The organism is Bradyrhizobium sp. HKCCYLS3077 (assembly GCF_051167555.1).
Taxonomy (GTDB): domain Bacteria; phylum Pseudomonadota; class Alphaproteobacteria; order Rhizobiales; family Xanthobacteraceae; genus Bradyrhizobium.
Window position 1 is genome coordinate 440,842 of record NZ_JBNPTH010000005.1, and the last position, 26,994, is coordinate 467,835.

Below are 26,994 nucleotides of genomic sequence, written 5' to 3' on the forward strand. Positions count from 1 at the left end.
CATGACGGCAACCAGCGGCAAGCTGATGAAGGGCGCAACAGGCGACTGGGAGGTCGTGATCGGCATGGAGATCCACGCCCAGGTCACCTCGAAGTCCAAACTGTTCTCAGGCGCGTCCACCGCCTTTGGCGGCGATCCCAATACCCATGTGTCGCTGGTCGACGTCGCAATGCCCGGCATGCTGCCGGTGATCAACGAGGAGTGCGTGCGCCAGGCCGTGCGCACCGGGCTCGGCCTGAACGCCAAGATCAACCTGCGCTCGGTGTTCGACCGCAAGAACTATTTCTATCCGGACCTGCCGCAGGGCTACCAGATCAGCCAGTACAAGGACCCGATCGTGGGCGAGGGCGAGATCACGGTCGAGCTCGACGGCGGCAAGACCGCCACCATCGGCATCGAGCGCCTGCACATCGAGCAGGACCCCGGCAAGATGCTGCACGACCAGTCGCCGTCGCTGTCCTATATCGACTACAACCGCTGCGGCGTGGCGCTGATGGAGATCGTCTCCAAGCCCGACATCCGCGACGCCGAGCAGGCCAAGGCCTACGTGACCAAGCTGCGCTCGATCATGCGCTATCTTGGCACCTGCGATGGCGACATGGAGAAGGGAAGCTTGCGCGCCGACGTCAACGTCTCCGTGCGCAAGCCGGGCGGGCCGCTCGGCACCCGCTGCGAGATCAAGAACATCAACTCGATCAGCTTCATCGGCCAGGCGGTGGAGGCCGAGGCGCGGCGCCAGATCGAGATCATCGAGGACGGCGGCGTCATCGAGCAGGAAACCCGCCGGTTCGATCCCGACAAGGGCGAGACGCGGTCGATGCGCTCCAAGGAGGAGGCGCATGATTACCGTTACTTCCCGGACCCGGACCTGCTGCCGCTCGAGTTCTCTCAGGCGTTCGTCGACGAGCTGAAGGCCGCGCTGCCCGAGCTGCCCGACCAGAAGAAGGCGCGCTTCATCGCTGATCTCGGCCTGTCGCCCTACGACGCCTCGGTGCTGGTCGCCGAGCGCGAGAGCGCGGCCTTCTATGAAGGCGTGCTGGAGGCGCTGTCCGACCGCGCACGCGACGGCAAGCTCGCCGCCAACTGGGTGATCAACGAGCTGTTCGGCCGTCTCAACAAGGAAGGCCGCGACATCTCGTCCTCTCCGGTGTCGGCGGCGCAGCTCGCCGCCATCGTCGCGCTGATCGGCGAGGGGACGATCTCCGGCAAGATCGCCAAGGACCTGTTCGAGATCGTCTGGAGCGAGGGCGGCGATCCGCGCGAGCTGGTCGAGAGCCGCGGCATGAAGCAGGTCACCGACCTCGGCGCGATCGAGAAGGTGGTCGACGAGATCATCGCCGCCAACCCCGACAAGGTCGCGCAGGCCAAGGCGAAGCCGCAGCTCGCCGGCTGGTTCGTCGGCCAGGTGATGAAGTCGTCGGGCGGCAAGGCCAACCCGCAGGCGGTCAACGATCTGCTGAAGAGCAAGCTCGGCATCTGAAACGACGATCGCTGGTCTTCGTTCCGACGGCGCGCACCACGGTGCGCGCCGTTTTCGTTTGGGCTCGCGTCCAGCGAATCGCCGCACGCGATTCGCAAAAAAGCCACCGTTCACGAGCGATCGAACGCGCACGACGGTGTGTACGATGAAAATTTTTTCGTTGCCAAAATTTACGACTCGGAGTCCGCGAGCGGCTCCTCCGATGTGAGTCTGCGCTGCGCAACGGAGTTGTCGCCGCTGCCGCCTGATCTAGCAGCAATTCAGGAAATCCTTGCAGCGTAGGCTTTTCTTGCGATCGCTATTAGTAGCAGGCTCGCCGCTGCGTCGACGCGGAAACGCATTTCCGATGTCGGCCGTCGCGCTGCTTCGCGCGTTTCGTCAGCCGTACGCGCGCGCGCGTGTCAACACTTCCTTAAGCCGGAAGCTGTTTTTTTTCACTCGTTGGTGTATCGATATGGAGTGCATCTCGATTCCCGAGTGCACGCATCGACTAAGCCAACTCACATCGGAGGGCAACATGGCCAAGAAAGCGAAGAAGGCGAAGAAGGCAGTGAAGAAGGTCGCGAAGACCGCGGCGAAGAAGACTGCCAAGAAGACCAAGAAGGTCGCCAAGAAGAAGTAACTCTCGCAGTTCGCTGCGAGATGAGTCCGGCAGCTTGAAGCCGGCACGTCGTTGGAACGAAGGTGAGCCCAGCTCGTTCAGAGCCGGCAGCCATCCTTAGTCTCCAACCGACGATAGAGGGTGTCGGCGAGACATCAGGTCAACGGTCGGATCGAGTTCGAGGCAGCGATGCTGCGTCGGAGCGGTCCGGCAGAAGAAACAGGATTTCTTCGTTCGGTGCAGATCGCTGTTCGATCTGCAATCTCGCGAGCGGCGACAAGCCAGAGCGAGATCTGATCCTGACGTGTTCGCCGACGCCCTCGATCCCCGAGAGCCGAGATCCCCGAGCCCTGCGCCTCGTGTGACAAGCGCTCTCCCAATCTCTCACATCGTTGCACGGGACCACAGCTGATCGGCTGCGCGCGAGCGCGTCGTCGGCTCGGAGCCCTGCTGCTCTCGCCCGCTTGCGCGCGGGACGTCGCAACGCGACGCGAGCGCTCGTCCGCGTCAGCCTCCCAGCCCGCGCTTCTCCTCCGTGCGCGGCGTCACATCCATCGTCGTCGTGGATGGTTATGGTTTTGCCAAACAGAACGGTAAACCGCTCTTTGACGGCTCGGAAAAGTTGAAGCGATTCAATGTATTGAGGCGCGCCCTGTCGAATGCGGGGTTCCGCGTTCAGGGCTCGTTCAGCACAATGCTTAAACTGCCTTTCAAACTTGATCGGTCATCTTTCTCGCATAAGCCGCGAGACGGCATGGGGACTAACCAGGCGTTGAACAGTTGGACGGGGGCAGGGCTCGGGTGCGAGCGGCCTCCTTGCGAGAAGGAGAGCGACAATGTTTCAGGGACAACTCAATTTCGATGACGTGACCACCGCCGAGCAGGGCGCCAATGGCGACGTGCTGTTCGAACTCGGCATGCTCTATGCGAGCGGTCGCGACGGTGTGGTCGATCTGATCGCCGCGCACAAATGGTTCAACCTCGCCGCTCTGAAGGGACGCGTGGATGCCGTGGCGATGCGCCGTGAGATCGCCGAGCAGATGACCGACGCCGAGATCGCCACGGCGCAGCGCGAGGCTCGCGCCTGGATGAGCGCGCGCTGAACGCGATCCCTCCGCGGCGCGGCGGACACTCCGCGTCCAGCGAAGGCAGATGCCGGATCGCGCCATCAAGGCGATGTCGCTGCTGGTCGATATGCGATCCGTCATCCGGATCGTCGTGGCCGCAGGGCTCTTGGCTGCAGGGCTGAGCTCTCGCCGCGCGCCTCCAGATCTCCTATCTGTCGTCTTAAGGTGACGCAGGAAGCGGGATGGTGGCATGAGTCAGGCGCGGCGACAGGCGAGGCAGCAAGAGCTGATCGGCTGCCATGACTGCGGCAACGGCGTCTCGTTCAGCGCGGTGGCGTGCCCGCACTGCGGCTCGACCGAGCCGGCAGGGCCGGTGGTGCAAAGCCGGCGCGAACTGCGGCGGCTGCGGATCGAAGCGACCAATGATCGCCGGCTCATCGTCGTGACCGCGCTCTGCACGGGCCTTGGCGCCGCCTATGGTGCGGTGATGGGCGCCGGAGGCGCGGCGTCGTGGTGGGCCGCCCTCGGCTATGGCTTCGTCGGCGCCGTGATCGGCGTGCCCGCGGCGTTCGTGATCAACATCAGCCGCAGCCTGTTCGATTGAACTGGGAGCGTCAGGCGTCCCGTGGCTTCGCCAGCTCGCCCTGTCGGAGCGGCCTGCGCGAGAATTCTTTTCAGATTCGAGATTGCCCGTGACCCGGCTGCCCTGACTGAGGGCAGGTCGTCGGGATCGCGCATCAGCCATCAGAGTGGGGGAGGCGGCGTCGCCAAGTGTCTGGCGGAGAGGGAGGGATTCGAACCCTCGATACAGCTTGAGACCGTATGACGCTTTAGCAAAGCGTTGCCTTCAGCCACTCGGCCACCTCTCCGGCTGGGGTCGGTATGCCCCACGGCGCGCTGAGCCGCAAGCGGCAGATTGCACGCGATTTCGAAATCCTCACAGGTCCGCGGCCCCGACCAGGCCTCCAGGACGGGGGCACTGCCCGGTCCGGACACGAGCCAGAGGCGGCCGATCTGCTCGAAGCAGCGGGGAGACAGCGGCTCTCTCTCTATATGCCGTCGCTCTCTATATGCGGCGGGTTGCCTGAGGTGGGGGCGCCGCGCAGCGCGGACCTCCCGTTGCGATTCTCTCCGCGCGACGCTGGCCGGATTCGTGACCCGCACCGCCTGAGTTGAGGCGCGTTCCTGGCAGGCGAGTGCGCCAGGGTGAACGCACCCAAGATTGCGTTGTTATAAAACAGTAACATAAACAGCACCTTAGCTGTTCCCGCAGAACCACGGTTGCGTGCCTTTTCTGCAACACCGGTTTGAAAAGGCGCCGCTCGGCCGCCGCAATGATGGTTCCTTTGTTGCGTGTGCAAAGACCTTCGGTAATTCTGCTCCCACGACGAAGGGGGGCATCCCGACGTCGTCCCGTTTAGGTCGTTCGCTCAAGTCCCTCGCGTTCATGCGGGTGTGTCCGATAGCGCGAAGCGGCTGAGCGACGGGTCGAAGAGGGATAACGGGTCCAACCCAAGGGTGTTCACACCCAGCGGAGGCGGAACCTTCCCTGACTGAGCAACTTGGAGGTTTAACACTATGAACACGATCAAGAGCCTCGTCCTTGGCTCGGCGGCAGTTCTCGTCGCCATGTCTGGGGCCCAGGCAGCTGACCTTCCGATCAAGGCCAAGGCGGTCGAGTATGTGAAGGTCTGCTCGCTCTACGGCGCTGGCTTCTACTACATCCCCGGCACCGACACCTGCATCAAGCTCGGCGGCTACGTCCGCGCCGAGACGTCGTTCGCCTCGAACGGCCAGTACAACAACGCTGTGAACGGTTCGGCTGGCGCCAACAACCGCCTCAGCAACTACTACTACAGCCGCGCTCGTCAGGACCTCAACATCGACACGCGCACCGCGACCGAGTACGGCGTGGTCCGCACCTATGCTGACCTGACCTTCACCTGGACCACCGGCAACACCGCTGGCTCGGCTCCGTCGGCCTACACCGGTGACGGCGTCGCGGGCGGCTCGCTCGGCGTGTACTATGCCTTCATCCAGTTCGCCGGCTTCACCATGGGTAAGGCCGTGTCGCAGTTCGACACGCCCTGGACCAACTATCCGGGCAACAACTTCGACGGCCTGTGGGGCGGCGGCGGCACCGTGACCGGTGTCAACCAGTTCACCTACACCGCCGACTTCGGCTCGGGCATCACGGCTGCGATCTCGGCTCAGGACGCGACCGGCTACTACCAGACCAACATCTGGAACACCGCTGGCATCACCGGTGCAGGCATCATCGGCGGCGCTTACGGCACGGCCAGCTACGGCGGCAACGTCGCTCCGGACATCGTCGGTATGGTCCGCGTCGACCAGGCTTGGGGTCTGTTCCAGGCTTCGTTCGCTGCGCATGACAACCACACCGCCTACTACGGCGCCACCGAAGTCACCGGTCACCCGGCTGACAAGTGGGGTTGGGCTGCTCAGCTGGCCTTGTCGATCAAGAACATCCCGACCGGCCCCGGCGACACCATCAACATCCAGGGCGTCTACACCAACGGTGCGAGCCGCTACAACGCTCAGAGCCTGGTGCCGACCTCCTACGCGATGTACGGCGGCAGCAGCACGGCTGGCGTCTACGGCACGCTCGGCTTCGCTGGCCTGGCCGACTCGGTCTACACGACCGGTGGCGACCAGCAGCTGACCACGACCTACGGCTTCCGTGGTGCTTACACCCACAACTGGAGCCCGTCCTGGAACTCGGCGATCTACGGTTCGTGGGCTGCCGTGTCCTACAACAACACTGCCAAGGGCCTGATCTGCGGCAGCGCGGCGATGGCTGGTCTGGCGGGCGCGGGCTTCACCTGCAACCCCGACTTCAACATCTCCTCGCTGGGTGTGATCACCCGCTGGACCCCGGTCAAGAACCTGACCTTCTCGGCTGACGTGGCCTGGACCAACCTGGACCAGAAGTACTCGGGCAACATTGCTTACCCGGGTTCGGCCACCGTCGCGAAGCCGGCTGGCGTGACCTACCAGCTCAAGGACCAGAACTCGGTGTCCTTGCTGCTCCGCGCTCAGCGCAACTTCTGATCCTGATCATCTGATCCGGTTCAAGAGCCCCCGGCAGGAAACTGCCGGGGGTTTTTGCTATTTATGCTGGGACCTCGACGAACGAAACCCGGCTTGACGAGCTGCATGGCGGGAGGCGCTTGCCCAACGCGGCAGCTTTGGCCCTGCTTGTGCGCTGCAAATTCGATAGTCGAACGGCTTGGCGAGGGACGGTATTTTTTTGAAAAATGATGTTGAAAACAGGTGAGTTGATAAGCTAATTTTTGCTCGCCTGATATCCATCAGTCCCCGCAAGGACGACACTGCAACTGTAAGACTGACGATCCGATGTTAAACCCCAGGAAGCCTCTGGCGATGCCCCGCCGGGGGCTTCTTCTTTTCTGAGCGCTTCGCTTCTGGGCGTTTTCATTTCAGAGCGTCCCCGTTGACGTGCGTCATCGCGTCCGTGCGCGCCATCCCGGAACGGCGCCGAAACCGGCGTCAGGCCCCCGTCGCGAGATGCGGCACTGAGCCGCTGGCGTTGCGGCAGGGCTGAGGTTCGCAAAGCGAAAAATCCTGACACATGTGCTTGACCGGAAAACCCCGGATGGTCACGATGACCGTAAGATGACGGGGACATACACCGTCGCGTGAGTGGGGAATCAGTCCAAGATGAGTTCGGAAGGCTCTCTGGAAGTTCTGCGTCCGTGGTCGGAGCAAGAAGATCTGGCTGGTGTGATCACGCGTCTGCTGGAGGCGCGGCCTGACGGTCGGGCGGACCTGGCGGAATGTCTCGCCACCGCGCAGCGGATCGACGCCAGCGATGACGAGTCCTGGTATTGCGAGTGGATGGCCTGCGCCGACGGGATGAAGTCTGCTGCAAGCGATGCTGCCACCACCGGTGATTTTCAACTCGCGTTTCGCAAATGGTCCCGGGCGGTCGATTGCTATGAGGCGGCGGCTTGTCCGTTCAGCAGTTCCCGGTCGCACCAATCGGCCGCGCTGGCGCGCATGCGCGAATGTGCCCGCGACTTCCTGCGCTCGACCGACCCGCAAGGCGAGGTCGTGACGATTCCCTGGCGCGCCGACTATCCGCTCGAAGCTTATTTTCTGCCGGCGCGCGGCGAGGCGGGCAGGGCGCCGACCGTCATCTGCATCGGGGAGCCCGGCCGTCGCAAGGAGACGTCGCTGTTCAAGCTCGCATATCACGCGGAACAGCGCGGCCTGGCCCTTCTCGTCGTCGATCTGCTCGGGAGCGGCCTGGAATGCCGATTCGATGAGATCGTCGGCCGCCCCGATCTTGAATCGGCGATTGCGAGCGTCACGGACTACGTCACGTCGCGCGATGATGTGGACGACAGCCGGATTGCGATCCTTGCCGACGATTGGAGCTCATCCTTCGTCGCGCGCGGCATCGCCCTCGACCCGCGTTATGCGGCCGCGGTGTGCGATGCCGGCCTGTGGGACATTCACGAACGGGTCTTCCTGTCGCGCCGACTCGCCGGCAGTGCGCGCGGCCGGATGCCGATCGCGAGCGATGGCCTCGCGGCGCGGCAGATTACGTGCCCGCTGCTGGTGACAGTGCCGGAACGCGGCTGGCTGCGGGCGGATATCGCGACGCGGCTCGTCGCGCAGATCAGGCGCGAGCACCCCGACATCACGCTCAAAATCGTGTCGGGAGAAGGCGCTGCTGCGCTGGAGGCGGATGCTTTCGTCTTCGACTGGCTCGCGCGTCGCCTGGTCGCGCGTCCCCGCGTGGTGGGCTGACCCGGCGCCGGTCCGGCGGCGGGCCTGACGACAGTTCGGGATTGTCGGTCGTGATCCGATCGGTCGTCAGAGACCCATCGTGAGTCGGGCACTGGCCTTTTCGAAGCGGTCCTTGAGACCGGCGAGCTTGTCCGTGAAGGTCGCAAGCTCGTGCGCGTCGAATTCCTCGAAGATGAAGCCGAAGATCTGCAACTGCTGCGTTTCGAGCTCGGCAAATTGTTGCGAGGTCTTGTCCGTCAGCGACATCAGCACGACGCGCGCGTCGTTGGCGGCGGGCTTCCGCTCCATGAAGCCCTTCTTCTCGAGCAGCTTCGATTGCGTCGTGACGAAGGACGGATCGACGTGCAGTCGCTTGGCCGCCGCATTCACGGCGACGCCTTCGCCCTTATCCAGCTCGGAGATCGCCATCAGGATCATCCATTGCGGCCCGCTGATGCCGATTCTCTTGGCCCAGAAGTAACGCAGCTCTTCCAGATGGACGTTGATGGTCGAGATTTCGCGGGCGAAGCGGAGGATGGCGTCGCGATTCTTCGGCGGATTTTCAGCCGTCTGCGGTTGCGCGTCCGTTTCCACAGGTGCGGCAGACATGTTCTTCAAGGGCGCCATTGCTCAGGAGATCCAGTACGAGACTCGACCCTAAAGAAAAAAAATCCGCAACAAAATCACTTATCTAGGAGGTAATCCGCAGAGCCCCTTGCGTTGCACAACAAGCTGCCTCGGTGTTGCCCTCAAGACACATTTCGGCTTCATTCAATTACCTGACTGCATAAACTATTTTGCTTACCGAATGAGCGAAGGCATAGTTCCTGACGACGGTGGGGGGTTACTCGATCGTCCCGTAACAGGTGGTTTCGCTTAAGTCCCTCGCGTGATGCGGGTGTGTCCGATGGCGCGAAGCGACTGAAGCGGTTTTTCGGGAGCGGAGGAAGCGGATCGTCCTGGGGGATCCTGGTCCGGTTCTTTCTCAAAAGAGCAACTTGGAGGTTTAAATGAAGACGGTTAAGAGCCTTGTCCTCGGCTCGGCGGCAGTTCTGCTCGCCATGTCCGCGGCTCAGGCGGCCGACCTTCCGATCAAGGCCAAAGCGGTCGAGTATGTGAAGGTTTGCTCCCTGTATGGTGCGGGCTTCTACTACATCCCCGGCACCGACACCTGCATCAAGCTGGGCGGCTATCTGCGCGCTGAAACCGCGTTCAACACGAACAGCGACTTCAACGGCGCGTTCAACGGTTCGGGCGGTGCCCGCAACCGCCTCAGCAACTACTACACCTCTCGCGCTCGTCAGGACCTGAACATCGACACGCGCACCGCGACCGAATACGGCGTGGTCCGCACCTTCGCTGACCTGACCTTCTCCTGGACCACCGGTGGCTTCGCCGGCTCGGCCCCGTCGGCCTACGGCGCGACCGACAACGGCATCGCGGGCGGCTCGCTCGGCGTGTACTACGCCTTCATCCAGTTCGCCGGCTTCACCATGGGTAAGGCCGTGTCGCAGTTCGACACGCCCTGGACCAACTATCCGGGCAACAACTTCGACGGTCTCGCCGGCGGCGGCGGCACGGTCACGGGTGTCAATCAGTTCACCTACACGGCTGATTTCGGCTCGGGCATCACGGCGGCGATTTCGCTGCAGGATGCGACGGCCTACACCCAGAACAACCTCTGGAACACGACCGGCAACACGGTTGCGAACTTCGTGACCGGCGTCTACGGCGCCCAGAGCTACGGCGGCAACGTCGCTCCGGACATCGTCGGTATGGTCCGCGTCGACCAGGCTTGGGGTCTGTTCCAGGCTTCGTTCGCTGCGCATGACAACCACACCGCCTACTACGGCGCCACCGAAGTCACCGGTCACCCGGCTGACAAGTGGGGTTGGGCTGCTCAGCTGGCCTTGTCGATCAAGAACATCCCGACCGGCCCCGGCGACACCATCAACATCCAGGGCGTCTACACCAACGGTGCGAGCCGCTACAACTTCCACAGCCTGCTGCCGAACAACTACGCCATGTACGGCGGCACGGGTAACCCGCTCGCCTACCAGAGCATCGGCATTGCTGGCATCGCCGACTCCGTCTTCGCGACGGGCGGTGAGCAGCAGCTGACCACGACCTACGGCTTCCGTGGTGGCTACACCCACAACTGGAACCCGGCCTGGAACACTGCGGTGTACGGTTCTTGGGCTGCTGTTCGTTACAACGACACGGCTCGCGGCCTGATCTGCAGCGGCGCGGTGCTGGCGGCGTTCGGTGCGGGCTCGACCTGCAACCCGAACTTCGACCTCGCCACCGTCGGCGTGATCACCCGCTGGACCCCGGTCAAGAACCTGACGTTCTCGGCTGACTTCGCCTACACCTGGCTCGACCAGAAGAACTCGGGCGTGATCGCTTCGACCGGCAACGCTGCCGCTGCCAAGCCGGCCGCGGTGTACGAGCTCAAGGATCAGCAGTCGGCTGTGCTGCTGCTCCGCGCTCAGCGCAACTTCTGATCGTCTGACGACGGTCTGACGAACCCCCGGCGGGCAACCGCCGGGGGTTTTTCTTTGTTTCATGGTTCGCTTCATTTCGTCGATGTCTGCGCGATCGCTGCCATCTGTTGAACACCCCTCCGTGCTGTCGTCGAGATCCCTGCCGACGCCTGACGAGCGTTTCGCTTTCCCGGAAGCAACCGGAAGGTGCGGCGGCATCAGGCTGGATCTTCGCGACGGCTGTGTGGCTGCTCTGCTCACACATGCGTGAGAGCGACGACCCTGCGCCGTTCGGCGATCGCACGATTTGCTCACTGGACAGATATCGAGCACATGGCGTGGCCGGCAGCGGCGCGCTGAACTTGTGGGTCATGGCGCATGTCGGCCCGCGTTGAGATCAATGCCGCTGCATTGCCGCCACAACCGCGACATGCATTCAGCGGTCGCGTGCACCGGGCACACATTAATCCGGAGTGTCGGATGCGGGCGTGCCGCGCCGTCGTCGCGCCACATGCATGATCCGGCCGGCCACGAGAATGGTCCGATAAAACACCAAGTTCGCCTCGCGATCGTTCCGAGTGCCACGCTATGCGCGAGCACTGTGGTGCAGCTGGAGACGGGCTGACCGTGGGGACGGTCGTTCGATGTCGAGCCGGGCCGGTCTGAACTGAGCAATTTTGGAGGTTAGTATGAAGACTGTGAGGAGCCTTGTTCTGGGCTCAGCGGCGACGTTGCTCGCCATGAGTGGGGCTCAGGCAGCCGACCTTCCGATCAAGGCCAAAGCGGTCGAGTATGTGCGGGTCTGCTCGATGTACGGCGCGGGGTTCTTCTACATCCCGGGAACCGACACCTGCATCAAGCTCGGCGGCTATCTGCGCGCCGAAGCCGGCTTGGGGACCAACGCCATCTTCCAGAATGCCGTGAACGGCGCCGGCGGCGCCCGGAACCGTCTGAGCAACTACTACACGACGCGTTCGCGGGCCGACCTCAATATCGACACCCGCACCGCGACGGAGTACGGCGTCGTCCGCACCTTCTTCGACGGCGTGTTTCAGTGGACGGGCGGCACCACGACGGGCTCCAACCCGTCGACCTATACGGGTGACGCGATCGCAGGCGGCACGCTCGGCGTCTTCTATGCCTTCATCCAGTTCGCCGGCTTCACGATGGGCAAGGCCGTGTCGCAGTTCGATGCGCCCTGGGCGAACTATCCCGGCAACAATTTCGACGGTCTGACCGGCGGCGGCGGCACCATCACCGGCGTCAACCAGTTCACCTACACCGCCGACTTCGGCTCCGGCATCACGGCCGCGATCTCGCTGCAGGACGCGACGCAATATTCGCAATCGCAGATCTGGAACACGGCCGGGCAGACCGCGGCCGGCGTGATCACGGGCGCTTATGGCGCGTCGAATTTCGGCGGCAACGTCGCGCCCGACATCGTCGGCATGGTGCGTGTCGACCAGGCCTGGGGCCTGTTCCAGGCGTCCTTCGCGGCTCACGACAATCATGCCGCCTTCTTCGGCGGCAATGAAACCACCGGGCATCCGGCCGACAAATGGGGATATGCCGGCCAGCTCGCCCTCTCGATCAAGAACATTCCGACCGGTCCGGGCGATACGCTGAACGTGCAGGGCGTCTACACCAACGGCGCCAGCCGCTACAACTTCCAGAGCCTCGCACCGATCAATTACGCGATGTATGGCGGCACCAACGTGCCCGGCGCCTTCCAGAGCCTGGGCTTCGCCGGCGTGTCCGATTCCGTGTTCGGAGCCAATACCCAACAGCAGCTGACCACGACCTACGGCTTCCGCGGCGCCTTCACCCACAATTGGGATCCGGCCTGGAACACCGCGATCTACGGCTCCTGGAGCGCGGTGACCTACAACGCGACCGCCAAGGCCCTGATCTGCAATGGCGCCGGCATGGTTGCCCTCGGCATCACGCCGGCGAACTGCAATCCGGACTTCAACATCTCCACGGTGGGCGTGATCACGCGCTGGACGCCGGTCAAGAACCTGACCTTCTCGGCGGACGTCGCCTGGACAAGGCTCGACCAGAAGTTCACGGGTAATGCGAATGCGCCGGTGGCTGCGGCTGTGGCCAAGCCGGCGACGACGTATCAGCTGAAGGACCAGGATTCGGTCTCGCTGCTGCTGCGCGCCCAGCGCAACTGGTAAGAAGAGGCGAGTGGCGAATAGGGAGTAGCGAACAGGGGTTGACCGAGACGTCAGATCTCCGTTCGCTACTCGCTACTCGCTACTCGCTACTCGCTATTCCACGACAGCGCCGCGGCGCAGATCGGCTTCGATCTGCAGCCGCGAGCCGCCGCCGAAGCGGGCGCGATAGACCTGCAGGTTCTCCATCACCCGCTGGACATAATTGCGGGTTTCCGCGAACGGGATCAGCTCGACCCAGTCGACCGCGTCCACCTTGGGATCGCGCGGGTCGCCATAGCGCTCCACCCATTTGCGCACGCTGCCGCGGCCGGCATTGTAGGCCGCGAACGTCATGATGTAGGAGCCGCGATAGTCCTCGAGCAGGCCGCCGAGCTCGGCGGCGCCGAGTTGCGCGTTGTACACCGGGTCGGTCTTCATCCGGTTCAGGTCGAAGCTGACGCCGGCGCGCTTGCAGACATAGCGGCCGGCATCCGGCGTGACCTGCATCAGCCCATAGGCCTGCGCCGGCGACACCACCGCCTGGTTGAAGGCGCTCTCCTGGCGCGCGATCGAAAAGATCACGCTCTGCTCGACCTCGGGGCCGATCGAGCGGAAGGCGGGGATGCCGGACACCGGATAGGCGTAGTGGTCGAACGGCAGCCCGCGATTGAGCGCGGCCTTGCCGACCAGCAGCATCGCGCGCGCGTCGCTGTTGCGGCCCGCGATCTCCGCAAGTCCCACCAGCACATCGGGATCGCCATTGTCGCCCATGTCGGAAAAGATCGGGATCGCGACCTCGCCCTCGTCGATGTCGTACAGCAGTTGCACCGCGCGAACGACTTCGAGCCGCTCGATGCCGCGGCCCCGGCCGGTCGGCGCGGCGTTGAGGCCGAGCTGCGGCAGGCCGAGCTTGGCGCGAGCCAGCTGGCCGTAATAACTGGTCGACTGCTCCGCCGCCGATTGATAGGCCGCGCGCGCCTCCTGCATCCGCCCCATCGCCTCCGCGGCACGGCCCTGCCAATAGCCGGCCCGCGCCAGGGTCGTCGGATTGACGCTGCCGACGCCGATGCGGGCGAAATGCTGGGCGGCGGTGGCGGGATCGTTGAGAAAGCGCAGTGCGATCCAGCCGGCGGTGAATTCCTGCTCGGTCTTGTAGATGTCGCGGTTCGGCAGCGCCGCGTCGCGGGCGATCAGATAGGCGCTCTTGTATTCGCCGGTATCGATCATCTTGCGCGCCAGCAGCCGGCGCTCGATCCACCATTCGTCGAGATTGTGCAGCCGGCCGGGATCCTTCGGCGCGCTCAGCATCAGCTGCGCGGCTTCCGTGAACTTCTCGTCGCGGCGCAGGAGCTGGATGCGGCTGAAGATGTAGCCGGGATCGCCGTGGAGTTCGCGCGGCACCGCCTCCAGCAGGCTCTGGCTGTTGGAGGCCTTGCGATAGGCCGCGATCCGCGCCTTGGCGAGTGCGACATGCCCTGAGCCCAGCCGCCGCGCGGCGCGCATCGCCGCGTCGTGCTCGCTGCCATACAGCAGCGTGTCCATCCGCGCCTTGTGGTCGCCGCCGGACAACAGCGCCCCGAACTGGTCGAGCACGTTGTTCTCGGTCTCTTCCGACATCGCGTCGCTGCGCCAGGCCTCGCGCACCAGCCGTTCGGCATTGGCGCGGTCGCCGCGGTTGAGCAGGACGCGGGCGAGCGCGAAGCGGCCCTTGGCCGACAGCGGCGATTCGTTCTCGAACCAGGACCACACGACGGAATCATCGCGCTTGTCGTCCCACAGCGCAGCCTCGAGCCGGCGCCGCATGAAGGTCTGCGACGGCCAGCTGGGATTGGCCGTGATGAAGGCGCGATAGCGCTCGACACTCACATTGTTGTTGTCGCTGCGCAGGATCACCCATTCGGCGAGCTTGCGCGCGACCGGATCGGAGATCGCCTGCACGACCTGAGTCGCGTCGTCGGGCTTGCGCTTGCGCACGAGCTCGATGACGTTCTCCAGCGCCTCCTTGTCCGACTGCGAGGTCGATGCCGTCGCGGCGATCGCGGCCGGGACGATCGGCTTCCGGGAGGCGGGCAGGGCGGCATGATGGCGCGGCGGCAGGCTGGCGGCCGGGGGCGGGGTGATGTCCCTTGGCGCCGGGGCCGACCGCGGCACGTCGCCCGTTCCCTTCGCGGCGGACTTGGCGTCCGCCTTTACCTCCGCGCGGGCATCCACCTTGCTTCTGGTCTCGGCCGTCTCGGCAGGCTTCGGAACCGCGCCGCGCGCGATCGGGCGCACCTTCGGCATCGGAACCTTGATCGGAGTCTTGGCGGTCGTCGCCTTGTCCTTTTCCTTGGCGAGAGCCAGATCGAGCGCCGGTCCGAGCGTCAGGCCGGCGGCCAAGGACACCGAGAGAGACACCGAAAGGGCGGTCGATCGCAATGCAGCGGCGCGGGCAGAAAAGGGCACGGCGTTCCTTTGCAACGGATGTCTACGATCCCTGACCAATGGGTCTATCGAAAAGGTGAACAAATCCTAAATGTGCAGGGAAGGATTGCAACCTGCGCCAACACCGGGGCGAAATCACGACCGAAGGGCGGCGTGAGGCTCCGCCAGCCGTCCGCCGCGTTCGCCATCTTCGACGGCGCGGGCGGCTTGGCCGGTCGGTTTGGCGGTCGAATGGTGCCTGTTGAGAAGGCAGGTCCGCCGCGGGCGGGCCTTCCGCCCCGTCGGCAGACCCGTTATGAAGTGCGTTCGTGCAGGGGCCAAAAGGCGTTTGGGAGGAGTTTCATGGCAGCCAAGACGAATTTCCGGGGCTCTTTCACCGCCTTGGTGACGCCTTTCAAGAACGGCGCGGTCGACGAGGCGGCGTTCCGGAGCCTGGTGAACTGGCAGATCGACGAGGGCACCCATGGCCTGGTGCCGGTCGGCACGACCGGCGAGAGCCCGACGCTCAGCCATGACGAGCACAAGCAGGTCGTGGAGTGGTGCATCGCCGAGGCCAAGGGTCGCGTCCCGGTGATCGCCGGTGCCGGCTCCAACTCCACCAAGGAAGCCGTCGAGCTCGCCCAGCATGCCGAGAAGGCGGGCGCCGATGCAGTGCTGGTCGTCACGCCGTACTATAACAAGCCGACCCAAGAAGGCCTTTATCAGCACTTCAAGGCCATCAACGACGCGATCGGCATTCCGATCATCATCTACAACATCCCGCCGCGCTCGGTCATCGACATGTCCGTCGACACCATGAAGCGGCTGTTCGACCTGAAGAACATCGCCGGCGTCAAGGACGCCACCGCCAGCATGGTGCGGGTGTCGCAGCAGCGCGCGGCGATGGGCGAGGAGTTCAACCAGCTCTCCGGCGAGGACGCCACCATCATCGGCTACATGGCGCATGGCGGCCATGGCTGCATCTCCGTGACCTCCAACGTCGCGCCGCGGCTGTGCTCGGAGTTCCACACGGCCTGGCAGAAGGGTGATCTGGCGACCGCGCTGAAGATCCATGACAAGCTGATGCCCTTGCACACCAACCTGTTCATCGAGTCCAATCCGGCGCCGATCAAGTACGCGCTGTCGCTGCTCGGCAAGCTCGAGGAGAAGCTGCGGCTGCCGATGGTGCCGGTGTCGGAGCCGACGCGGATCGCGGTGCGCCAGGCCATGGTTCATGCCGGGCTGATCAACTGAGTTGAGCCGTTTCTCGCACGTCTGAGGGGGATGCAGACATGTTGAAGGAGTTCCGTGAATTCGCGATGAAGGGCAACGTCGTCGACCTCGCGGTCGGCGTCATCATCGGCGCGGCCTTCGGCGCCATCGTCAACTCGCTGGTCGCCGACGTCATCATGCCGATCATCGGCGCGATCACCGGCGGCCTCGACTTCTCGAACTACTTCATCCCGCTGTCCAAGTCGGTGAGCGCCGGCAACCTCGCCGATGCCAAGAAGCAGGGCGCCGTGCTCGCTTATGGACAGTTCCTGACACTGACCCTGAACTTCTTCATCATCGCCTTCGTGCTGTTCATGATCATCCGGGTGATGAACCGGCTGAAGCGGCTGCAGGAGAGTGAGCCTGCGGCGGCGCCGAAGCCTTCGCGCGAAGTCGAGTTGCTGACCGAGATCAGGGATCTCCTGAAGAAAGCCTGACGTGGCCGACAAGAACGAGCCCAAGATCACCGTCGCCGCCGAGAACCGCAAGGCGCGGTTCAACTATGCGATCGAGGACACCATCGAGGCCGGCATCGCGCTGACCGGCACCGAGGTGAAGTCGGTCCGCAGCGGCAAGTCGACGATCGCGGAATCCTATGCGGATTCACGCGACGGCGAGATCTGGCTGATCAACGCCAACATTCCCGAATATCTGCAGGCCAACCGCTTCAATCATGAGCCGAAGCGGCCGCGCAAGCTGCTGCTGCATCGCAAGCAGATCAACAAGCTGCTGGGCGCCGTCGACCGCGAAGGCATGACCCTGATTCCGTTGAAGCTCTATTTCAACGAGCGCGGCCGCGCCAAGCTCCTGCTCGCGGTTGCCAAAGGCAAGAAGCTGCACGACAAGCGCGAGAGCGAGAAGAAGCGCGATTGGAGCCGCGAGAAGGGCCGTCTGCTGCGGGCGCGCGGCTGACGCGCGTCAGCTGCTATCGCGCTTTCCGCGACGGTCCGCCCAGGCCAGGGAAGCGAGCTGATGAACCAGAAGAACCTGTTGAATGTCGACTGGAGCCTCATTCCGGCGCCGACCGATGATGGCGCGGCCGAGCATCTGGTGGGAATGACGCTTCCCGCGATCCGCCTGCGCGCCACCGACGATACGGTGGTGACGCTGTCGGACCTGCCGGGGCGCACCGTCATCTTCGCCTATCCGCGAACCGGAGAGCCGGGCAAGGTGTCGCTGGTCGAAGACTGGGACCTGATTCCCGGCGCGCGCGGCTGCACCCCGCAGGCCTGCAGCTTCCGCGACCTGTTCGGCGAGTTGAAGGCGGCAGGCGCCGCCCACGTGTTCGGCCTGTCGACGCAGAGCAACGCCTACCAGACCGAGATGGCGGCCCGTCTGCATCTGCCGTTTCCGGTGCTGTCCGACGAGATGCTCGAACTGACCCACGCGCTGCGTCTGCCGACGATGGAGATCGCCGGTCTCACCTTGATCAAGCGCCTCGCGATGGTCGTCGACGATGCCCGCATCACCCACGTCTTCTATCCGGTGTTTCCGCCGGACCGGAACGCGGGCGACGTGCTGGCATGGCTGAAGGACAATCCTGCCTCGACGGCGTGAGGCCGCATCGCCCGACACGGGGACCGCCGATCGGCACACGCCTCTACCGGTCGCTTGGCCCATCTTGAAGACCGTCAGCGCGTACGCTGTCCGATGCAGCGCCCTCTCCGCTTGTGGGAGAGGGCATGTGGGAAAGCGTCGCGACCTCGGTTGGGTGAGGGGTCTCTTTCCACGAGCGACGCTGGCGGCGAGAAATCCCTCACCCAACCGAGCTCGCGGATAAGCCGTCCATGCCCTCTCCCACAAGGGGCGAGGGCACATTCACGGACACCGTACTTGTGTCCGAAGCTTTCAAGCGCGTGGAGTGAGCTTCAGGGCTCCCAGTCCAGCTCCGCCTTCACGCGCGCGAACACGGCGTGGAACATCTCCGTGGTCAGCACACCGGTGTTCGTGTTGTAGCGTGAGCAGTGATAGCTGTCGTACAGCCTGACCGCGCCGGCCTGATGCACCGCGCCATGGCCGAACGGCGCTGTGGCAGCGCGCAAGCCCAGCAGCTTCAACAGTGTGTCATGCGAGATGCGGCCGAGCGCGACGATGCTGCGCAACCGCGGCATCGCGGCGATGGTGGCGCCGAGAAAGGCGCGGCACTGGTTGATCTCCGCTGGCAGCGGCTTGTTCTGCGGCGGCACGCAGCGCACGGCATTGCTGATCCGGCAATCCACCAGCGTCAGCCCGTCATCGGGCCGGGCCTCGAACCGACCGTTGGCGAAGCCGTACTTCAGCAGGGTGCCGTAGAGCAACTCGCCGGCATAGTCGCCCGTGAATGGCCGTCCCGTGCGATTCGCTCCCTGCAACCCAGGCGCGAGACCGACGATCAGAACGCGCGCGTCAGGATCGCCGAAAGACGGGACCGGCGCGTTGAACCACGACGGTTCACGTGCGCGCTGCGCCTCGCGGAAATCCACGAGGCGAGGGCACAGCGGACAGTCTCTGCCGGGATCTGTCGATGACGGCGCAGACGGCGCGGGCGCAGAGCCCGCTCGCCGCCTAGTCGTCGAAATCGTCATCGTTGCCGGTAGGCGCAGCGGGGGTGGGCGTGCGGGCAGGCGTCGTGGTCGAGCGCTGCAGGAATTGCGGCGAATGATGCCGCGGCTCGCGCGGCGCCGGACGCTCCGAGGGATCGCGGCCGAGCTTGGATTGCAGCTCGACGAGGTCGGTGAAGACGTCGGCCTGACGGCGCAGTTCGTCGGCGATCATCGGCGGCTGGCTCGAGATGGTCGAGATCACGGTCACGCGAACGCCGCGGCGCTGCATCGCCTCGACCAGCGAGCGGAAGTCGCCGTCGCCCGAGAACAGTACCATCTGGTCGATGTGCTCGGCGAGTTCCATCGCATCGACGGCGAGCTCGATGTCCATGTTGCCCTTGACCTTGCGGCGGCCGCTGGCGTCGATGAATTCCTTGGTCGCCTTGGTGACGACCGTGTAGCCGTTGTAGTCGAGCCAGTCGATCAGCGGGCGAATCGACGAGTACTCCTGATCCTCGATGATCGCCGTGTAGTAGAACGCGCGAAGCAGCGTGCCGCGGCTCTGAAATTCCTTGAGCAGGCGCTTGTAGTCGATGTCGAAGCCGAGAGTCTTGGCCGTAGCGTATAGGTTGGCGCCGTCAATGAAGAGCGCAATCTTGTTGGTCGAAGATGACATTCAGTGTCTCGCGTTCAGTTAGCTTCTGTTTTTTGGCGCGACTCCAGCCCGGTCGCGCATTCCAAGATACTTGCCAAGATTGCCGAGGCTCGTGCGGTGGTCGGGTGTGACGATACCGCAAACGGGGGTGATCGGGGCAACAAAGGCGCAGTTGTGATGACGCAATGAAGCGTTTTCTTGTCCAAAGCCCGTTCTGCGGCTCGGAAGGGCCCGCCAGCAAGGGTTAGGAATTGGTTACTCCTTGCCCGTTACTGAGACCAAGCGCCAGTTTAGTCTTGCGAAAACCGGTCAGTCTCTATAACTAGCCCAACATAATCAGCATATTAAGCACACAAAGGACCGGAGCGACAATGGCGCGCGTGACCGTGGAAGATTGTATCGACAAGGTAGACAATCGGTTCGACCTGGTCCTCCTGGCCGCGCATCGCGCGCGCATGATCTCGTCGGGATCACAACTTACAATTGACAGAGATAATGACAAGAATCCCGTTGTGGCACTCCGGGAGATTGCGGATTCGACCATTTCTCCCGAGGACTTGAAGGAAGAACTGGTGCATTCGCTGCAGAAGTTCGTCGAGGTCGACGAGCCGGAGCCGGACACCGTGCCTCTCATCGGCTCCGCTGGTGCCAGCGTCGACGCCGACGACACCGAGGTCGCTGTCGAGCGGATGACCGAGGAAGAGCTGCTGAAGGGCCTCGAAGGCCTCGCGCCGCCGGAAGAGCAGCCCGAAGAGGACGAGTGACAGCCCTATCATCGTTCGCGCGGCAGCGGATTAACTTGTGAGAATGTGAAGGCCCGGACCATGTCCGGGCCTTTGCATTTGAACGTGATTCCGTGATTACCATAGGTGCGCGTCAGCCGCCCGCGTCGGGCGGATTCGGTCACGAAGATAAAGGTTTAGTCATTTTCCATGGCGGTTTCGGGCCACACACCCTCGCAGATGCAGGCGGCGGCCGAATCGGCCGCCGTGGCGCCGCCGCCGCCCGCCGAGCGGCCACGGGCGCAGAAGCCGCGGTCCCGGATGATGCGGCAGTACGACCTCGTCGAGCGGGTCCGGTCCTACAACCCGGACACGAACGAGGATCTGCTCAATCGCGCTTATGTGTACGCGATGAAGGCGCACGGCTCGCAAACTCGCGCCTCTGGCGACCCGTATTTTACCCATCCGCTCGAGGTCGCGGCCATTTTGACCGACCTGAAGCTCGACGACGCCACCATCGTCGCGGCGCTGCTTCATGACACGATCGAGGACACCGAGGCGACCCGCGCCGAGATCGATCGCTTCTTCGGGCCCGAGATCGGCGCGCTCGTCGAGGGGCTGACCAAGCTGAAGCGGCTCGAGCTGGTGTCGCGCGAGGCCAAGCAGGCCGAAAACCTGCGCAAGCTGTTGCTGGCGATTGCCGATGATGTGCGTGTGTTGCTAGTCAAGCTCGCGGATCGCTTGCACAACATGCGCACCTTGGAGTTCGTGCCGGAGGCGTCGCGCCGACGCATCGCCGAGGAGACTCTCGACATCTATGCGCCGCTCGCGGGCCGCATGGGCATGCAGGAAATGCGCGAGGAACTCGAGGATCTCTCGTTCCGCACGCTCGATCCGCAGGCCTACGGCGTCGTCATGCAGCGGCTCGATGCGCTGGCCGATCGCAACCGCAATCTCATCGGCGAAATCGAGAGCCAGCTCTCCCGCAAGTTCCGCGAGCACGGGCTGACCGCGCGGGTGTTCGGCCGCCGCAAGCGTCCGTTTTCGATCTGGACCAAGATGGAGCGCAAATCCATCGGGTTCGAGCAGCTGTCGGACATCTTCGGGTTCCGCGTGATCATGCCGGACCTGGAATCCTGCTATCGGGCGCTCGGTATCGTTCACACCACGTGGCCGGTCGTGCCCGGCCGCTTCAAGGATTACATCTCGACGCCGAAGCAGAACGACTACCGCTCCATACACACAACTGTGATCGGGCCGGGCAAGCAGCGCGTCGAGCTGCAGATCCGGACCGAGGACATGGACCAGATCGCCGAGCTTGGTATCGCCGCTCACGCTTTCTACAAGGACGATCTGGCGTCGCCGACCGAGCGGCTGAAGCGCGAATCGAATGCCTTTGCCTGGCTGCGTCACACCATCGGCATCCTCTCCGAGAGTTCCAATCCGGAAGAATTCCTGGAACACACCAAGCTCGAACTGTTTCACGATCAGGTGTTCTGCTTCACCCCGAAGGGAAAGCTGATCGCGCTGCCGCGCCACGCAAACGTGATCGACTTCGCCTATGCCGTCCACACCGACGTCGGCAACAGCGCCGTCGGTTGCAAGATCAACGGCAAGTTCGCGGCGCTGTCCTCGGAGCTGCAGAACGGCGACGAGGTCGAGGTGCTGACCTCGGACGCGCAGTCGGCCCCGCCTTCGGCGTGGGAAACGCTCGCCATCACCGGCAAGGCGAGGGCGGCGATCCGGCGCGCCACGCGCACCGCGGTGCGCGATCAATACGCCGGTCTCGGACGCCGGATCGTCGAGCGCCTGTTCGAGCGCACCAAGCTCGAATATGCCGACGACAAGTTGAAAGGCGCGCTGCCGCGGCTGGCGCGCGCCTCGATCGAGGACGTGATGGCTGCGGTCGGCCGCGGCGAGATCAAGGCCTCCGACGTCGCCCGCGCGATGTATCCCGACTACAAGGAAGAGCGCGTCGTGCGCTACGGCGCCAAGAAGACGTCCGCGCCGGCGACCGCCGCCAAGTCGGCAGCGCCCGCGGCCGAGCCGCATCGCGGGCCGTTCGCCATTCCGATCAGCGGTCTCAATTCCGGGCTCCCCGTGAAGTTCGCGCCGAACGGCGGCGCGGTGCCGGGCGACCGCATCGTCGGCATCGTGACGCCGGGCGAGGGGATCACGATCTATCCGATCCAGTCGCCGGCGCTGAAGGATTTCGAGGACGAGCCGGAGCGCTGGCTCGACGTGCGCTGGGACGTCGACGAGACCTCGCCGCAGCGTTTCCCGGCGCGCATCCGGGTCGAGAACGTCAACGAGCCCGGCAGCCTGGCCCAGGTCGCGACCGTGATCGCCGAGCACGACGGCAACATCGACAATATCAGCATGAGCCGCCGTTCGCCCGATTTCACCGAGCTGACGATCGACCTCGAAGTCTACGACCTCAAGCACCTCTCGGCGATCATCAACCAGTTGCGCGCGAAGACCATCGTGGCGCGGGTCGACCGGGTGAATGGCTAGAGGGTGAATGGCTCATCTGCCGCTTTGGCGGCAGCGTTTGCTCTCATGATGCGCTAAACCAGCGGCCTCAATGATCGAGACCTTTGCGAGCCTGCCGATGTCCCACCCTCCGAAGCTTCGCCTCGGCGTCAATGTCGACCACATCGCCACCTTGCGGAATGCACGCGGCGGTCGCGCGCCTGATCCGGTGCGGGCGGCGCTGTTGGCCATCGAGGCCGGCGCCGACGGTATCACCGCGCATCTGCGCGAGGACCGCCGGCACATCCGCGACGACGACATGGCCAGGCTGAAGGCCGAGATTTCCAAGCCGCTGAACTTCGAGATGGCGGCCACCGAGGAGATGGTGCGGATTGCGCTCGCGACCCGGCCGCACGCCTGCTGCCTGGTCCCGGAGCGGCGCGAGGAGCTGACCACCGAGGGCGGTCTCGACGTGGTCGGCCAGCACAACGCGCTGGCGCCTGCGATCGCCCGGCTGAGCGACGCCGGCATCCGGGTGTCGCTGTTCATCGCCGCCGACCCTGCGCAGATCGACATGGCCGCGCGGCTGCGCGCGCCGGTGATCGAGATTCACACCGGCGGCTGGTGCGACGCCATCACCGACGGCCATCATGACAAGGCGGAGGCCGAGTGGCAGCGCATCGTCACTGGCGCGAAGCGGGCCTATGCCGCGGGACTGGAGGTCCATGCCGGCCACGGCCTGGATTATGCCACCGCCGAGCAGATCGCCGCACTGCCCGAGATCCGCGAGCTCAACATCGGCTACTTCATGATGGGCGAGGCGCTGTTCGTGGGCCTGCCGGCGACCGTGAAGGCGATGCGGGCGGCGATGGACCGCGGCCGCGCCCAGGCCGGGACCTCGGCATGATCATCGGCATCGGTTCCGACCTGATCGACATCCGCCGGGTTGGCGAGGTGATCGAACGCCATGGCGAGCGCTTCCTGAACCGCATCTTCACCGAGGCCGAGCGCGCCAAGGCCGAGCGGCGGGCCAAGAACGAGAAGATGGTCGTCGCCACCTACGCCAAGCGATTCGCGGCCAAGGAGGCCTGCTCCAAGGCGCTCGGGACCGGGATCCGCCAGGGGGTCTGGTGGCGCGACATGGGGGTGGTCAATCTGCCCGGTGGCCGGCCCACCATGCAGCTCACGGGCGGGGCGGCCGAGCGGCTGAAAGCGCTTGTTCCCGAGGGGCATGAGGCCCGCATCGACCTGTCGATCACCGACGACTGGCCGCTGGCCCAGGCCTTCGTCATAATTTCGGCGGTGCGCCGGGAGACATCTTGACGGTGCCCGGGATGCCGGCGGGAAAACAAAAATGCGATCGTTTTCAGCGAGTTATGTAGTTTTGATGCGGCGATTGATTGCGCCGCCCCGCACAGTCGTCTAAAACCCGCCGGGATCGAACCGGCTGCTTCGTAGGCGGATTCTGGGTCAAACCGGAATTGGCCTTCACCACCAGAATCAGGACAGACTTCCCTCAAGCCGCGGAACGGTATTGTGTTCGCGGACGGAGGGGTGTTCGGCAAAGGCTGGCGAATCGTCGGACCATTCGCCAAAGGACATTGAAAGAGCGATGAGCGTGACCTCCGGAACCAAGACTGAGAGCGGCCTCGGTGAAACCGTTCGTGTCGTCGTTCATGCGCTGCTGATCGCGCTGGTCATCCGCACGTTCCTGTTCCAGCCGTTCAACATCCCCTCGGGCTCGATGAAGGCGACCCTGCTGGTCGGGGACTATCTGTTCGTCTCGAAATACTCCTATGGCTACAGCCACTACTCGATCCCGCTGTCGCCGCCGATCTTCTCCGGCCGCATTTTCGGCTCGGAGCCGAGCCGGGGCGACATCGTCGTGTTCCGCCTGCCCAAGGATGACACCACCGACTACATCAAGCGCGTGATCGGCCTGCCGGGCGACCGCATCCAGGTGCGCGAGGGGCTGCTGTACATCAACGACAAGCCCGTCCAGCGCGAGCGCCTGTCCGACTTCGTCGGCGAGGACCCGTGCGGCCAGCCGGACTCCACCGCGCGCGTGAAGCGCTGGAAGGAGACGTTGCCGAACGGCGTGAGCTACGAGACGCTCGACTGCGTCGACAACGGCTATGTCGACAACACCGCGGTCTACACGGTGCCGCCCGGCAATTTCTTCATGATGGGCGACAACCGCGACAACTCGACCGACAGCCGCTTCCTGAGCCAGGTGGGCTATGTGCCGTTCGAGAACATCGTCGGCCGGGCGCAACTGATCTTCTTCTCCATTGCCGAAGGCGAGCATGCCTGGGCGTTCTGGCGTTGGCCGGTGTCGGTGCGCTGGAACAGAATCTTCAAAATCGTGCGATGACCAACGACTCAACCGAGGTGCAGACCACGCAGGCCGCCGTTTCGAGCGCGCAACCCGGCACGGGTGCGATCGAGGCGACGCCGAAGGCTGCCTCGCGCCCGAGATCCGAGGTCAAAGCCGACATGCGGTCGGAGCCGAAGGCCGAGGCCCGGAGCGAGACCAAGAGTGAAGTTAAGGGTGACATCAAGGGTGAGGCGAAGGGCGAGCTGAAGAGCGAGCCGCGCAGCGACGCGAAGGTCGAGCCCGTTCCCGCGGCGCCGCCCCCGACTGAGGCTGACAGTGCCGCGCCTGCGGCCGTGGAGGCCGATGCGAAGCCGGGCAAGGCGAAGGGCAGCCGGCGCGCCAAGAGCGCGGGGACCGGCGCCACCAAGGGTGCAAAGGCGGCCGAGAAGGCCGCCAATGCCGCGATCGAGGCGCGCATCGGCCACCGCTTCGCCGATCCGTCGCTGCTCAGCACCGCATTCACTCACGTCTCGGCGCTGAAATCCGCCAAGAAGCGCGGCGACAGCTACCAGCGGCTCGAATTCCTCGGCGACCACGTGCTCGGCCTGATCGTGTCGGACATGCTGTACCGCTCGTTTCCGAGCGCTGACGAGGGCGAGCTGTCGAAGCGCCTGGCCGATCTCGTCCGCAAGGAGAGCTGCGCCGACGTCGCCAAGTCGCTCGGCCTGCTCGACGATATCAAGCTCGGCGCGGTCGGCGCCGGCGCCGGCGCGCGGCTCCGCAAGTCGGTCCTCGGCGATGTCTGCGAGGCCGTGATCGGCGCGATCTTCCTCGACGGCGGCTATGCGGCGGCCGCGGGCTTCGTCGAGCGCAACTGGACCGAGCGAATGCACAAGCCGCGGCGTCCGCTGCGCGACCCGAAGACCGTGCTGCAGGAATGGGCGCAGGGCAAGGGTCTGCCGACGCCGGTGTATCGCGAGGTCGAGCGCACCGGGCCGCATCACGACCCGCAGTTCCGTGTCGCCGTCGATCTGCCGGGCCTGGAGCCCGCAGAAGGCATCGGCGGCTCCAAGCGTGCGGCGGAAAAGGTGGCGGCATCCGTCATGATCGAACGCGAAGGCGTCAGCGGCGGCAGCAATGACGGCTGAAAAACAGGCCGGGCCGGCGGCCGCGACCCGCTGCGGTTTCGTCGCGCTGATCGGCGCCCCCAATGTCGGCAAGTCGACCCTCGTCAACGCGCTGGTCGGCTCCAAGGTCACGATCGTTTCGCGCAAGGTGCAGACCACGCGGGCGCTGATCCGCGGCATTGTCATCGAAGGCCCATCGCAGATCATCCTGGTCGACACGCCCGGCATCTTCTCGCCGAAGCGAAGGCTCGACCGTGCGATGGTGACGACGGCCTGGAGCGGAGCGCATGACGCCGATCTCGTCTGCGTGCTGCTCGATGCCAAGAAGGGCCTCGACGACGAAGCGCTGGCCATCATCGACAAGGCGTCGGGCGTCGCCCACGAGAAGATCCTGGTGGTCAACAAGGTCGACCTGGTGCCGCGCGAAAAGCTGCTGGCGCTGGTCGCGGCCGCCAACGAGAAGCTGTCTTTCGCCCGCACCTTCATGATCTCGGCGATCTCAGGCGACGGTGTCGACGATCTCAGGCGGGCGCTGGCGGAGATGGTGCCGCCGGGGCCGTTCCACTATCCCGAAGACCAGATGTCGGACGCGCCGATGCGTCACCTCGCGGCCGAGATCACCCGCGAGAAGATCTACTCGCATCTGCATCAGGAGCTGCCGTATCAGTCCACGGTCGAGACCGACAGCTGGACCGAGCGCAAGGATGGTTCGATCCGGATCGAGCAGACGATCTTCGTGGAGCGCGACAGCCAGCGCAAGATCGTGCTCGGCAAGGGCGGCGCCACGATCAAGTCGATCGGCGCCCAGTCGCGCAAGGAGATCGCCGAGATCACCGGCGTGCCGGTGCACCTGTTTCTGTTCGTGAAGGTGCGTGAGAACTGGGGCGACGATCCCGACCGCTACCGGGAAATGGGGCTCGAGTTCCCCAGGGAATGAC

At 64.5% G+C, this 26,994-nt stretch carries 22 protein-coding genes and 1 tRNA gene; 18 read left to right on the top strand and 5 right to left on the bottom strand.

The window, feature by feature from the left end:
- Nucleotide 1 precedes the first annotated feature (1 nt).
- The 3 genes from gatB (at nucleotide 2) to ACQR0Z_RS22430 (ending at nucleotide 3,752) form a co-directional block, all read left to right on the top strand.
- Nucleotides 2-1,480, top strand: a complete 1,479-nt coding sequence (gene gatB / locus ACQR0Z_RS22420) for an Asp-tRNA(Asn)/Glu-tRNA(Gln) amidotransferase subunit GatB (RefSeq protein WP_434861716.1) — start codon at nucleotides 2-4, stop codon at nucleotides 1,478-1,480.
- A 1,437-nt stretch (nucleotides 1,481-2,917) separates the two neighbouring features.
- Nucleotides 2,918-3,184: a hypothetical protein gene (locus tag ACQR0Z_RS22425; protein WP_434861717.1), complete on the top strand. Its 267-nt coding sequence runs from the start codon at nucleotides 2,918-2,920 to the stop codon at nucleotides 3,182-3,184.
- Nucleotides 3,185-3,398: 214 nt separating this feature from the next.
- Nucleotides 3,399-3,752 carry a hypothetical protein gene (locus tag ACQR0Z_RS22430; protein WP_434920071.1) on the top strand — a complete coding sequence of 118 codons (354 nt, stop codon included), beginning with the start codon at nucleotides 3,399-3,401 and terminating at the stop codon, nucleotides 3,750-3,752.
- A gap of 172 nt (nucleotides 3,753-3,924) precedes the next feature.
- On the opposite strand, the gene ACQR0Z_RS22435 is transcribed toward ACQR0Z_RS22430, so the two are convergent.
- Nucleotides 3,925-4,017, bottom strand: a tRNA-Ser gene (locus ACQR0Z_RS22435).
- A gap of 709 nt (nucleotides 4,018-4,726) precedes the next feature.
- Between ACQR0Z_RS22435 and ACQR0Z_RS22440 the strand changes: the two genes are divergently transcribed.
- Both ACQR0Z_RS22440 and ACQR0Z_RS22445 read left to right on the top strand, forming a co-directional pair.
- On the top strand, nucleotides 4,727-6,220 hold the full coding sequence (locus ACQR0Z_RS22440; protein WP_434920072.1) for a porin: 1,494 nt from the start codon (nucleotides 4,727-4,729) through the stop codon (nucleotides 6,218-6,220).
- A 630-nt stretch (nucleotides 6,221-6,850) separates the two neighbouring features.
- Nucleotides 6,851-7,945, top strand: a complete 1,095-nt coding sequence (locus tag ACQR0Z_RS22445) for an alpha/beta hydrolase family protein (RefSeq protein ID WP_434862100.1) — start codon at nucleotides 6,851-6,853, stop codon at nucleotides 7,943-7,945.
- Between the two features lie 66 nt (nucleotides 7,946-8,011).
- Here the strand turns inward: ACQR0Z_RS22445 and ACQR0Z_RS22450 are convergent, their stop codons facing one another.
- On the bottom strand, nucleotides 8,012-8,533 hold the full coding sequence (locus ACQR0Z_RS22450; RefSeq protein ID WP_434878604.1) for a MarR family winged helix-turn-helix transcriptional regulator: 522 nt from the start codon (nucleotides 8,531-8,533) through the stop codon (nucleotides 8,012-8,014).
- A 401-nt stretch (nucleotides 8,534-8,934) separates the two neighbouring features.
- Between ACQR0Z_RS22450 and ACQR0Z_RS22455 the strand changes: the two genes are divergently transcribed.
- The gene (locus tag ACQR0Z_RS22455) at nucleotides 8,935-10,428 is read left to right on the top strand and encodes a porin (protein ID WP_434862102.1); all 1,494 of its coding nucleotides are present in this window, start codon (nucleotides 8,935-8,937) and stop codon (nucleotides 10,426-10,428) included.
- 668 nt (nucleotides 10,429-11,096) lie between these two features.
- On the top strand, nucleotides 11,097-12,587 hold the full coding sequence (locus ACQR0Z_RS22460) for a porin (RefSeq protein ID WP_434920073.1): 1,491 nt from the start codon (nucleotides 11,097-11,099) through the stop codon (nucleotides 12,585-12,587).
- Nucleotides 12,588-12,680: 93 nt separating this feature from the next.
- Here the strand turns inward: ACQR0Z_RS22460 and ACQR0Z_RS22465 are convergent, their stop codons facing one another.
- A complete protein-coding gene (locus ACQR0Z_RS22465; RefSeq protein ID WP_434920074.1) occupies nucleotides 12,681-15,011 on the bottom strand; it encodes a transglycosylase SLT domain-containing protein in 2,331 nt (776 codons plus the stop codon).
- Nucleotides 15,012-15,332: 321 nt separating this feature from the next.
- Here ACQR0Z_RS22465 and dapA point away from each other — a divergent pair, with 321 nt between their 5' ends.
- The 4 genes from dapA to ACQR0Z_RS22485 are packed head-to-tail and all read left to right on the top strand — an operon-like array spanning nucleotide 15,333 to nucleotide 17,798.
- Nucleotides 15,333-16,223: a 4-hydroxy-tetrahydrodipicolinate synthase gene (gene dapA / locus ACQR0Z_RS22470; protein ID WP_434920075.1), complete on the top strand. Its 891-nt coding sequence runs from the start codon at nucleotides 15,333-15,335 to the stop codon at nucleotides 16,221-16,223.
- Between the two features lie 38 nt (nucleotides 16,224-16,261).
- Entirely contained in the window at nucleotides 16,262-16,678 is a 417-nt protein-coding gene (gene mscL, locus ACQR0Z_RS22475) for a large conductance mechanosensitive channel protein MscL (RefSeq protein ID WP_434862106.1), read from the top strand.
- Nucleotide 16,679: 1 nt separating this feature from the next.
- Entirely contained in the window at nucleotides 16,680-17,153 is a 474-nt protein-coding gene (smpB, locus tag ACQR0Z_RS22480; RefSeq protein WP_434862107.1) for an SsrA-binding protein SmpB, read from the top strand.
- Between the two features lie 60 nt (nucleotides 17,154-17,213).
- Nucleotides 17,214-17,798: a peroxiredoxin gene (locus tag ACQR0Z_RS22485; RefSeq protein WP_434920076.1), complete on the top strand. Its 585-nt coding sequence runs from the start codon at nucleotides 17,214-17,216 to the stop codon at nucleotides 17,796-17,798.
- Between the two features lie 311 nt (nucleotides 17,799-18,109).
- Here the strand turns inward: ACQR0Z_RS22485 and ACQR0Z_RS22490 are convergent, their stop codons facing one another.
- Both ACQR0Z_RS22490 and ACQR0Z_RS22495 read right to left on the bottom strand, forming a co-directional pair.
- Complete coding sequence (locus ACQR0Z_RS22490) at nucleotides 18,110-18,805, bottom strand: uracil-DNA glycosylase (protein WP_434920077.1); 696 nt, start codon at nucleotides 18,803-18,805, stop codon at nucleotides 18,110-18,112.
- Nucleotides 18,786-19,439 (bottom strand): NYN domain-containing protein, encoded by a 654-nt coding sequence (locus tag ACQR0Z_RS22495; protein ID WP_434862110.1) that lies wholly within the window; start codon nucleotides 19,437-19,439, stop codon nucleotides 18,786-18,788. Before ACQR0Z_RS22495 ends, ACQR0Z_RS22490 begins: the two co-directional genes overlap by 20 nt.
- Before the next feature lie 350 nt (nucleotides 19,440-19,789).
- On the opposite strand from ACQR0Z_RS22495, the gene rpoZ reads away from it, so the two are divergent.
- From rpoZ to era, 7 genes are all read left to right on the top strand, one after another.
- Nucleotides 19,790-20,182: a DNA-directed RNA polymerase subunit omega gene (gene rpoZ, locus ACQR0Z_RS22500; protein WP_006612728.1), complete on the top strand. Its 393-nt coding sequence runs from the start codon at nucleotides 19,790-19,792 to the stop codon at nucleotides 20,180-20,182.
- A gap of 168 nt (nucleotides 20,183-20,350) precedes the next feature.
- On the top strand, nucleotides 20,351-22,654 hold the full coding sequence (locus ACQR0Z_RS22505) for a RelA/SpoT family protein (RefSeq protein WP_434920078.1): 2,304 nt from the start codon (nucleotides 20,351-20,353) through the stop codon (nucleotides 22,652-22,654).
- A 97-nt stretch (nucleotides 22,655-22,751) separates the two neighbouring features.
- Nucleotides 22,752-23,519 carry a pyridoxine 5'-phosphate synthase gene (locus ACQR0Z_RS22510; protein WP_434878610.1) on the top strand — a complete coding sequence of 256 codons (768 nt, stop codon included), beginning with the start codon at nucleotides 22,752-22,754 and terminating at the stop codon, nucleotides 23,517-23,519.
- Nucleotides 23,516-23,935: a holo-ACP synthase gene (acpS, locus tag ACQR0Z_RS22515; RefSeq protein ID WP_434862113.1), complete on the top strand. Its 420-nt coding sequence runs from the start codon at nucleotides 23,516-23,518 to the stop codon at nucleotides 23,933-23,935. Before ACQR0Z_RS22510 ends, acpS begins: the two co-directional genes overlap by 4 nt.
- A gap of 289 nt (nucleotides 23,936-24,224) precedes the next feature.
- On the top strand, nucleotides 24,225-24,986 hold the full coding sequence (gene lepB, locus ACQR0Z_RS22520) for a signal peptidase I (protein ID WP_434862114.1): 762 nt from the start codon (nucleotides 24,225-24,227) through the stop codon (nucleotides 24,984-24,986).
- On the top strand, nucleotides 24,983-26,077 hold the full coding sequence (rnc, locus tag ACQR0Z_RS22525) for a ribonuclease III (protein ID WP_434920079.1): 1,095 nt from the start codon (nucleotides 24,983-24,985) through the stop codon (nucleotides 26,075-26,077). The genes lepB and rnc overlap by 4 nt, the downstream gene beginning before the upstream one ends.
- The gene (era, locus tag ACQR0Z_RS22530) at nucleotides 26,067-26,993 is read left to right on the top strand and encodes a GTPase Era (protein ID WP_434878613.1); all 927 of its coding nucleotides are present in this window, start codon (nucleotides 26,067-26,069) and stop codon (nucleotides 26,991-26,993) included. Before rnc ends, era begins: the two co-directional genes overlap by 11 nt.
- Nucleotide 26,994: the final 1 nt, after the last annotated feature.

Bases quoted from the DNA above. Each gene is read 5' to 3' on its own strand.
- gatB (WP_434861716.1), top strand. From the start codon at position 2: ATGACGGCAACCAGCGGCAAGCTGATGAAGGGCGCAACAGGCGACTGG.
- ACQR0Z_RS22425 (WP_434861717.1), top strand. From the start codon at position 2,918: ATGTTTCAGGGACAACTCAATTTCGATGACGTGACCACCGCCGAGCAG.
- ACQR0Z_RS22430 (WP_434920071.1), top strand. From the start codon at position 3,399: ATGAGTCAGGCGCGGCGACAGGCGAGGCAGCAAGAGCTGATCGGCTGC.
- ACQR0Z_RS22440 (WP_434920072.1), top strand. From the start codon at position 4,727: ATGAACACGATCAAGAGCCTCGTCCTTGGCTCGGCGGCAGTTCTCGTC.
- ACQR0Z_RS22445 (WP_434862100.1), top strand. From the start codon at position 6,851: ATGAGTTCGGAAGGCTCTCTGGAAGTTCTGCGTCCGTGGTCGGAGCAA.
- ACQR0Z_RS22450 (WP_434878604.1), bottom strand. From the start codon at position 8,533: ATGTCTGCCGCACCTGTGGAAACGGACGCGCAACCGCAGACGGCTGAA.
- ACQR0Z_RS22455 (WP_434862102.1), top strand. From the start codon at position 8,935: ATGAAGACGGTTAAGAGCCTTGTCCTCGGCTCGGCGGCAGTTCTGCTC.
- ACQR0Z_RS22460 (WP_434920073.1), top strand. From the start codon at position 11,097: ATGAAGACTGTGAGGAGCCTTGTTCTGGGCTCAGCGGCGACGTTGCTC.
- dapA (WP_434920075.1), top strand. From the start codon at position 15,333: ATGGCAGCCAAGACGAATTTCCGGGGCTCTTTCACCGCCTTGGTGACG.
- mscL (WP_434862106.1), top strand. From the start codon at position 16,262: ATGTTGAAGGAGTTCCGTGAATTCGCGATGAAGGGCAACGTCGTCGAC.
- ACQR0Z_RS22485 (WP_434920076.1), top strand. From the start codon at position 17,214: ATGAACCAGAAGAACCTGTTGAATGTCGACTGGAGCCTCATTCCGGCG.
- ACQR0Z_RS22490 (WP_434920077.1), bottom strand. From the start codon at position 18,805: ATGACGATTTCGACGACTAGGCGGCGAGCGGGCTCTGCGCCCGCGCCG.
- ACQR0Z_RS22495 (WP_434862110.1), bottom strand. From the start codon at position 19,439: ATGTCATCTTCGACCAACAAGATTGCGCTCTTCATTGACGGCGCCAAC.
- rpoZ (WP_006612728.1), top strand. From the start codon at position 19,790: ATGGCGCGCGTGACCGTGGAAGATTGTATCGACAAGGTAGACAATCGG.
- ACQR0Z_RS22505 (WP_434920078.1), top strand. From the start codon at position 20,351: ATGGCGGTTTCGGGCCACACACCCTCGCAGATGCAGGCGGCGGCCGAA.
- ACQR0Z_RS22510 (WP_434878610.1), top strand. From the start codon at position 22,752: ATGTCCCACCCTCCGAAGCTTCGCCTCGGCGTCAATGTCGACCACATC.
- acpS (WP_434862113.1), top strand. From the start codon at position 23,516: ATGATCATCGGCATCGGTTCCGACCTGATCGACATCCGCCGGGTTGGC.
- lepB (WP_434862114.1), top strand. From the start codon at position 24,225: ATGAGCGTGACCTCCGGAACCAAGACTGAGAGCGGCCTCGGTGAAACC.
- rnc (WP_434920079.1), top strand. From the start codon at position 24,983: ATGACCAACGACTCAACCGAGGTGCAGACCACGCAGGCCGCCGTTTCG.
- era (WP_434878613.1), top strand. From the start codon at position 26,067: ATGACGGCTGAAAAACAGGCCGGGCCGGCGGCCGCGACCCGCTGCGGT.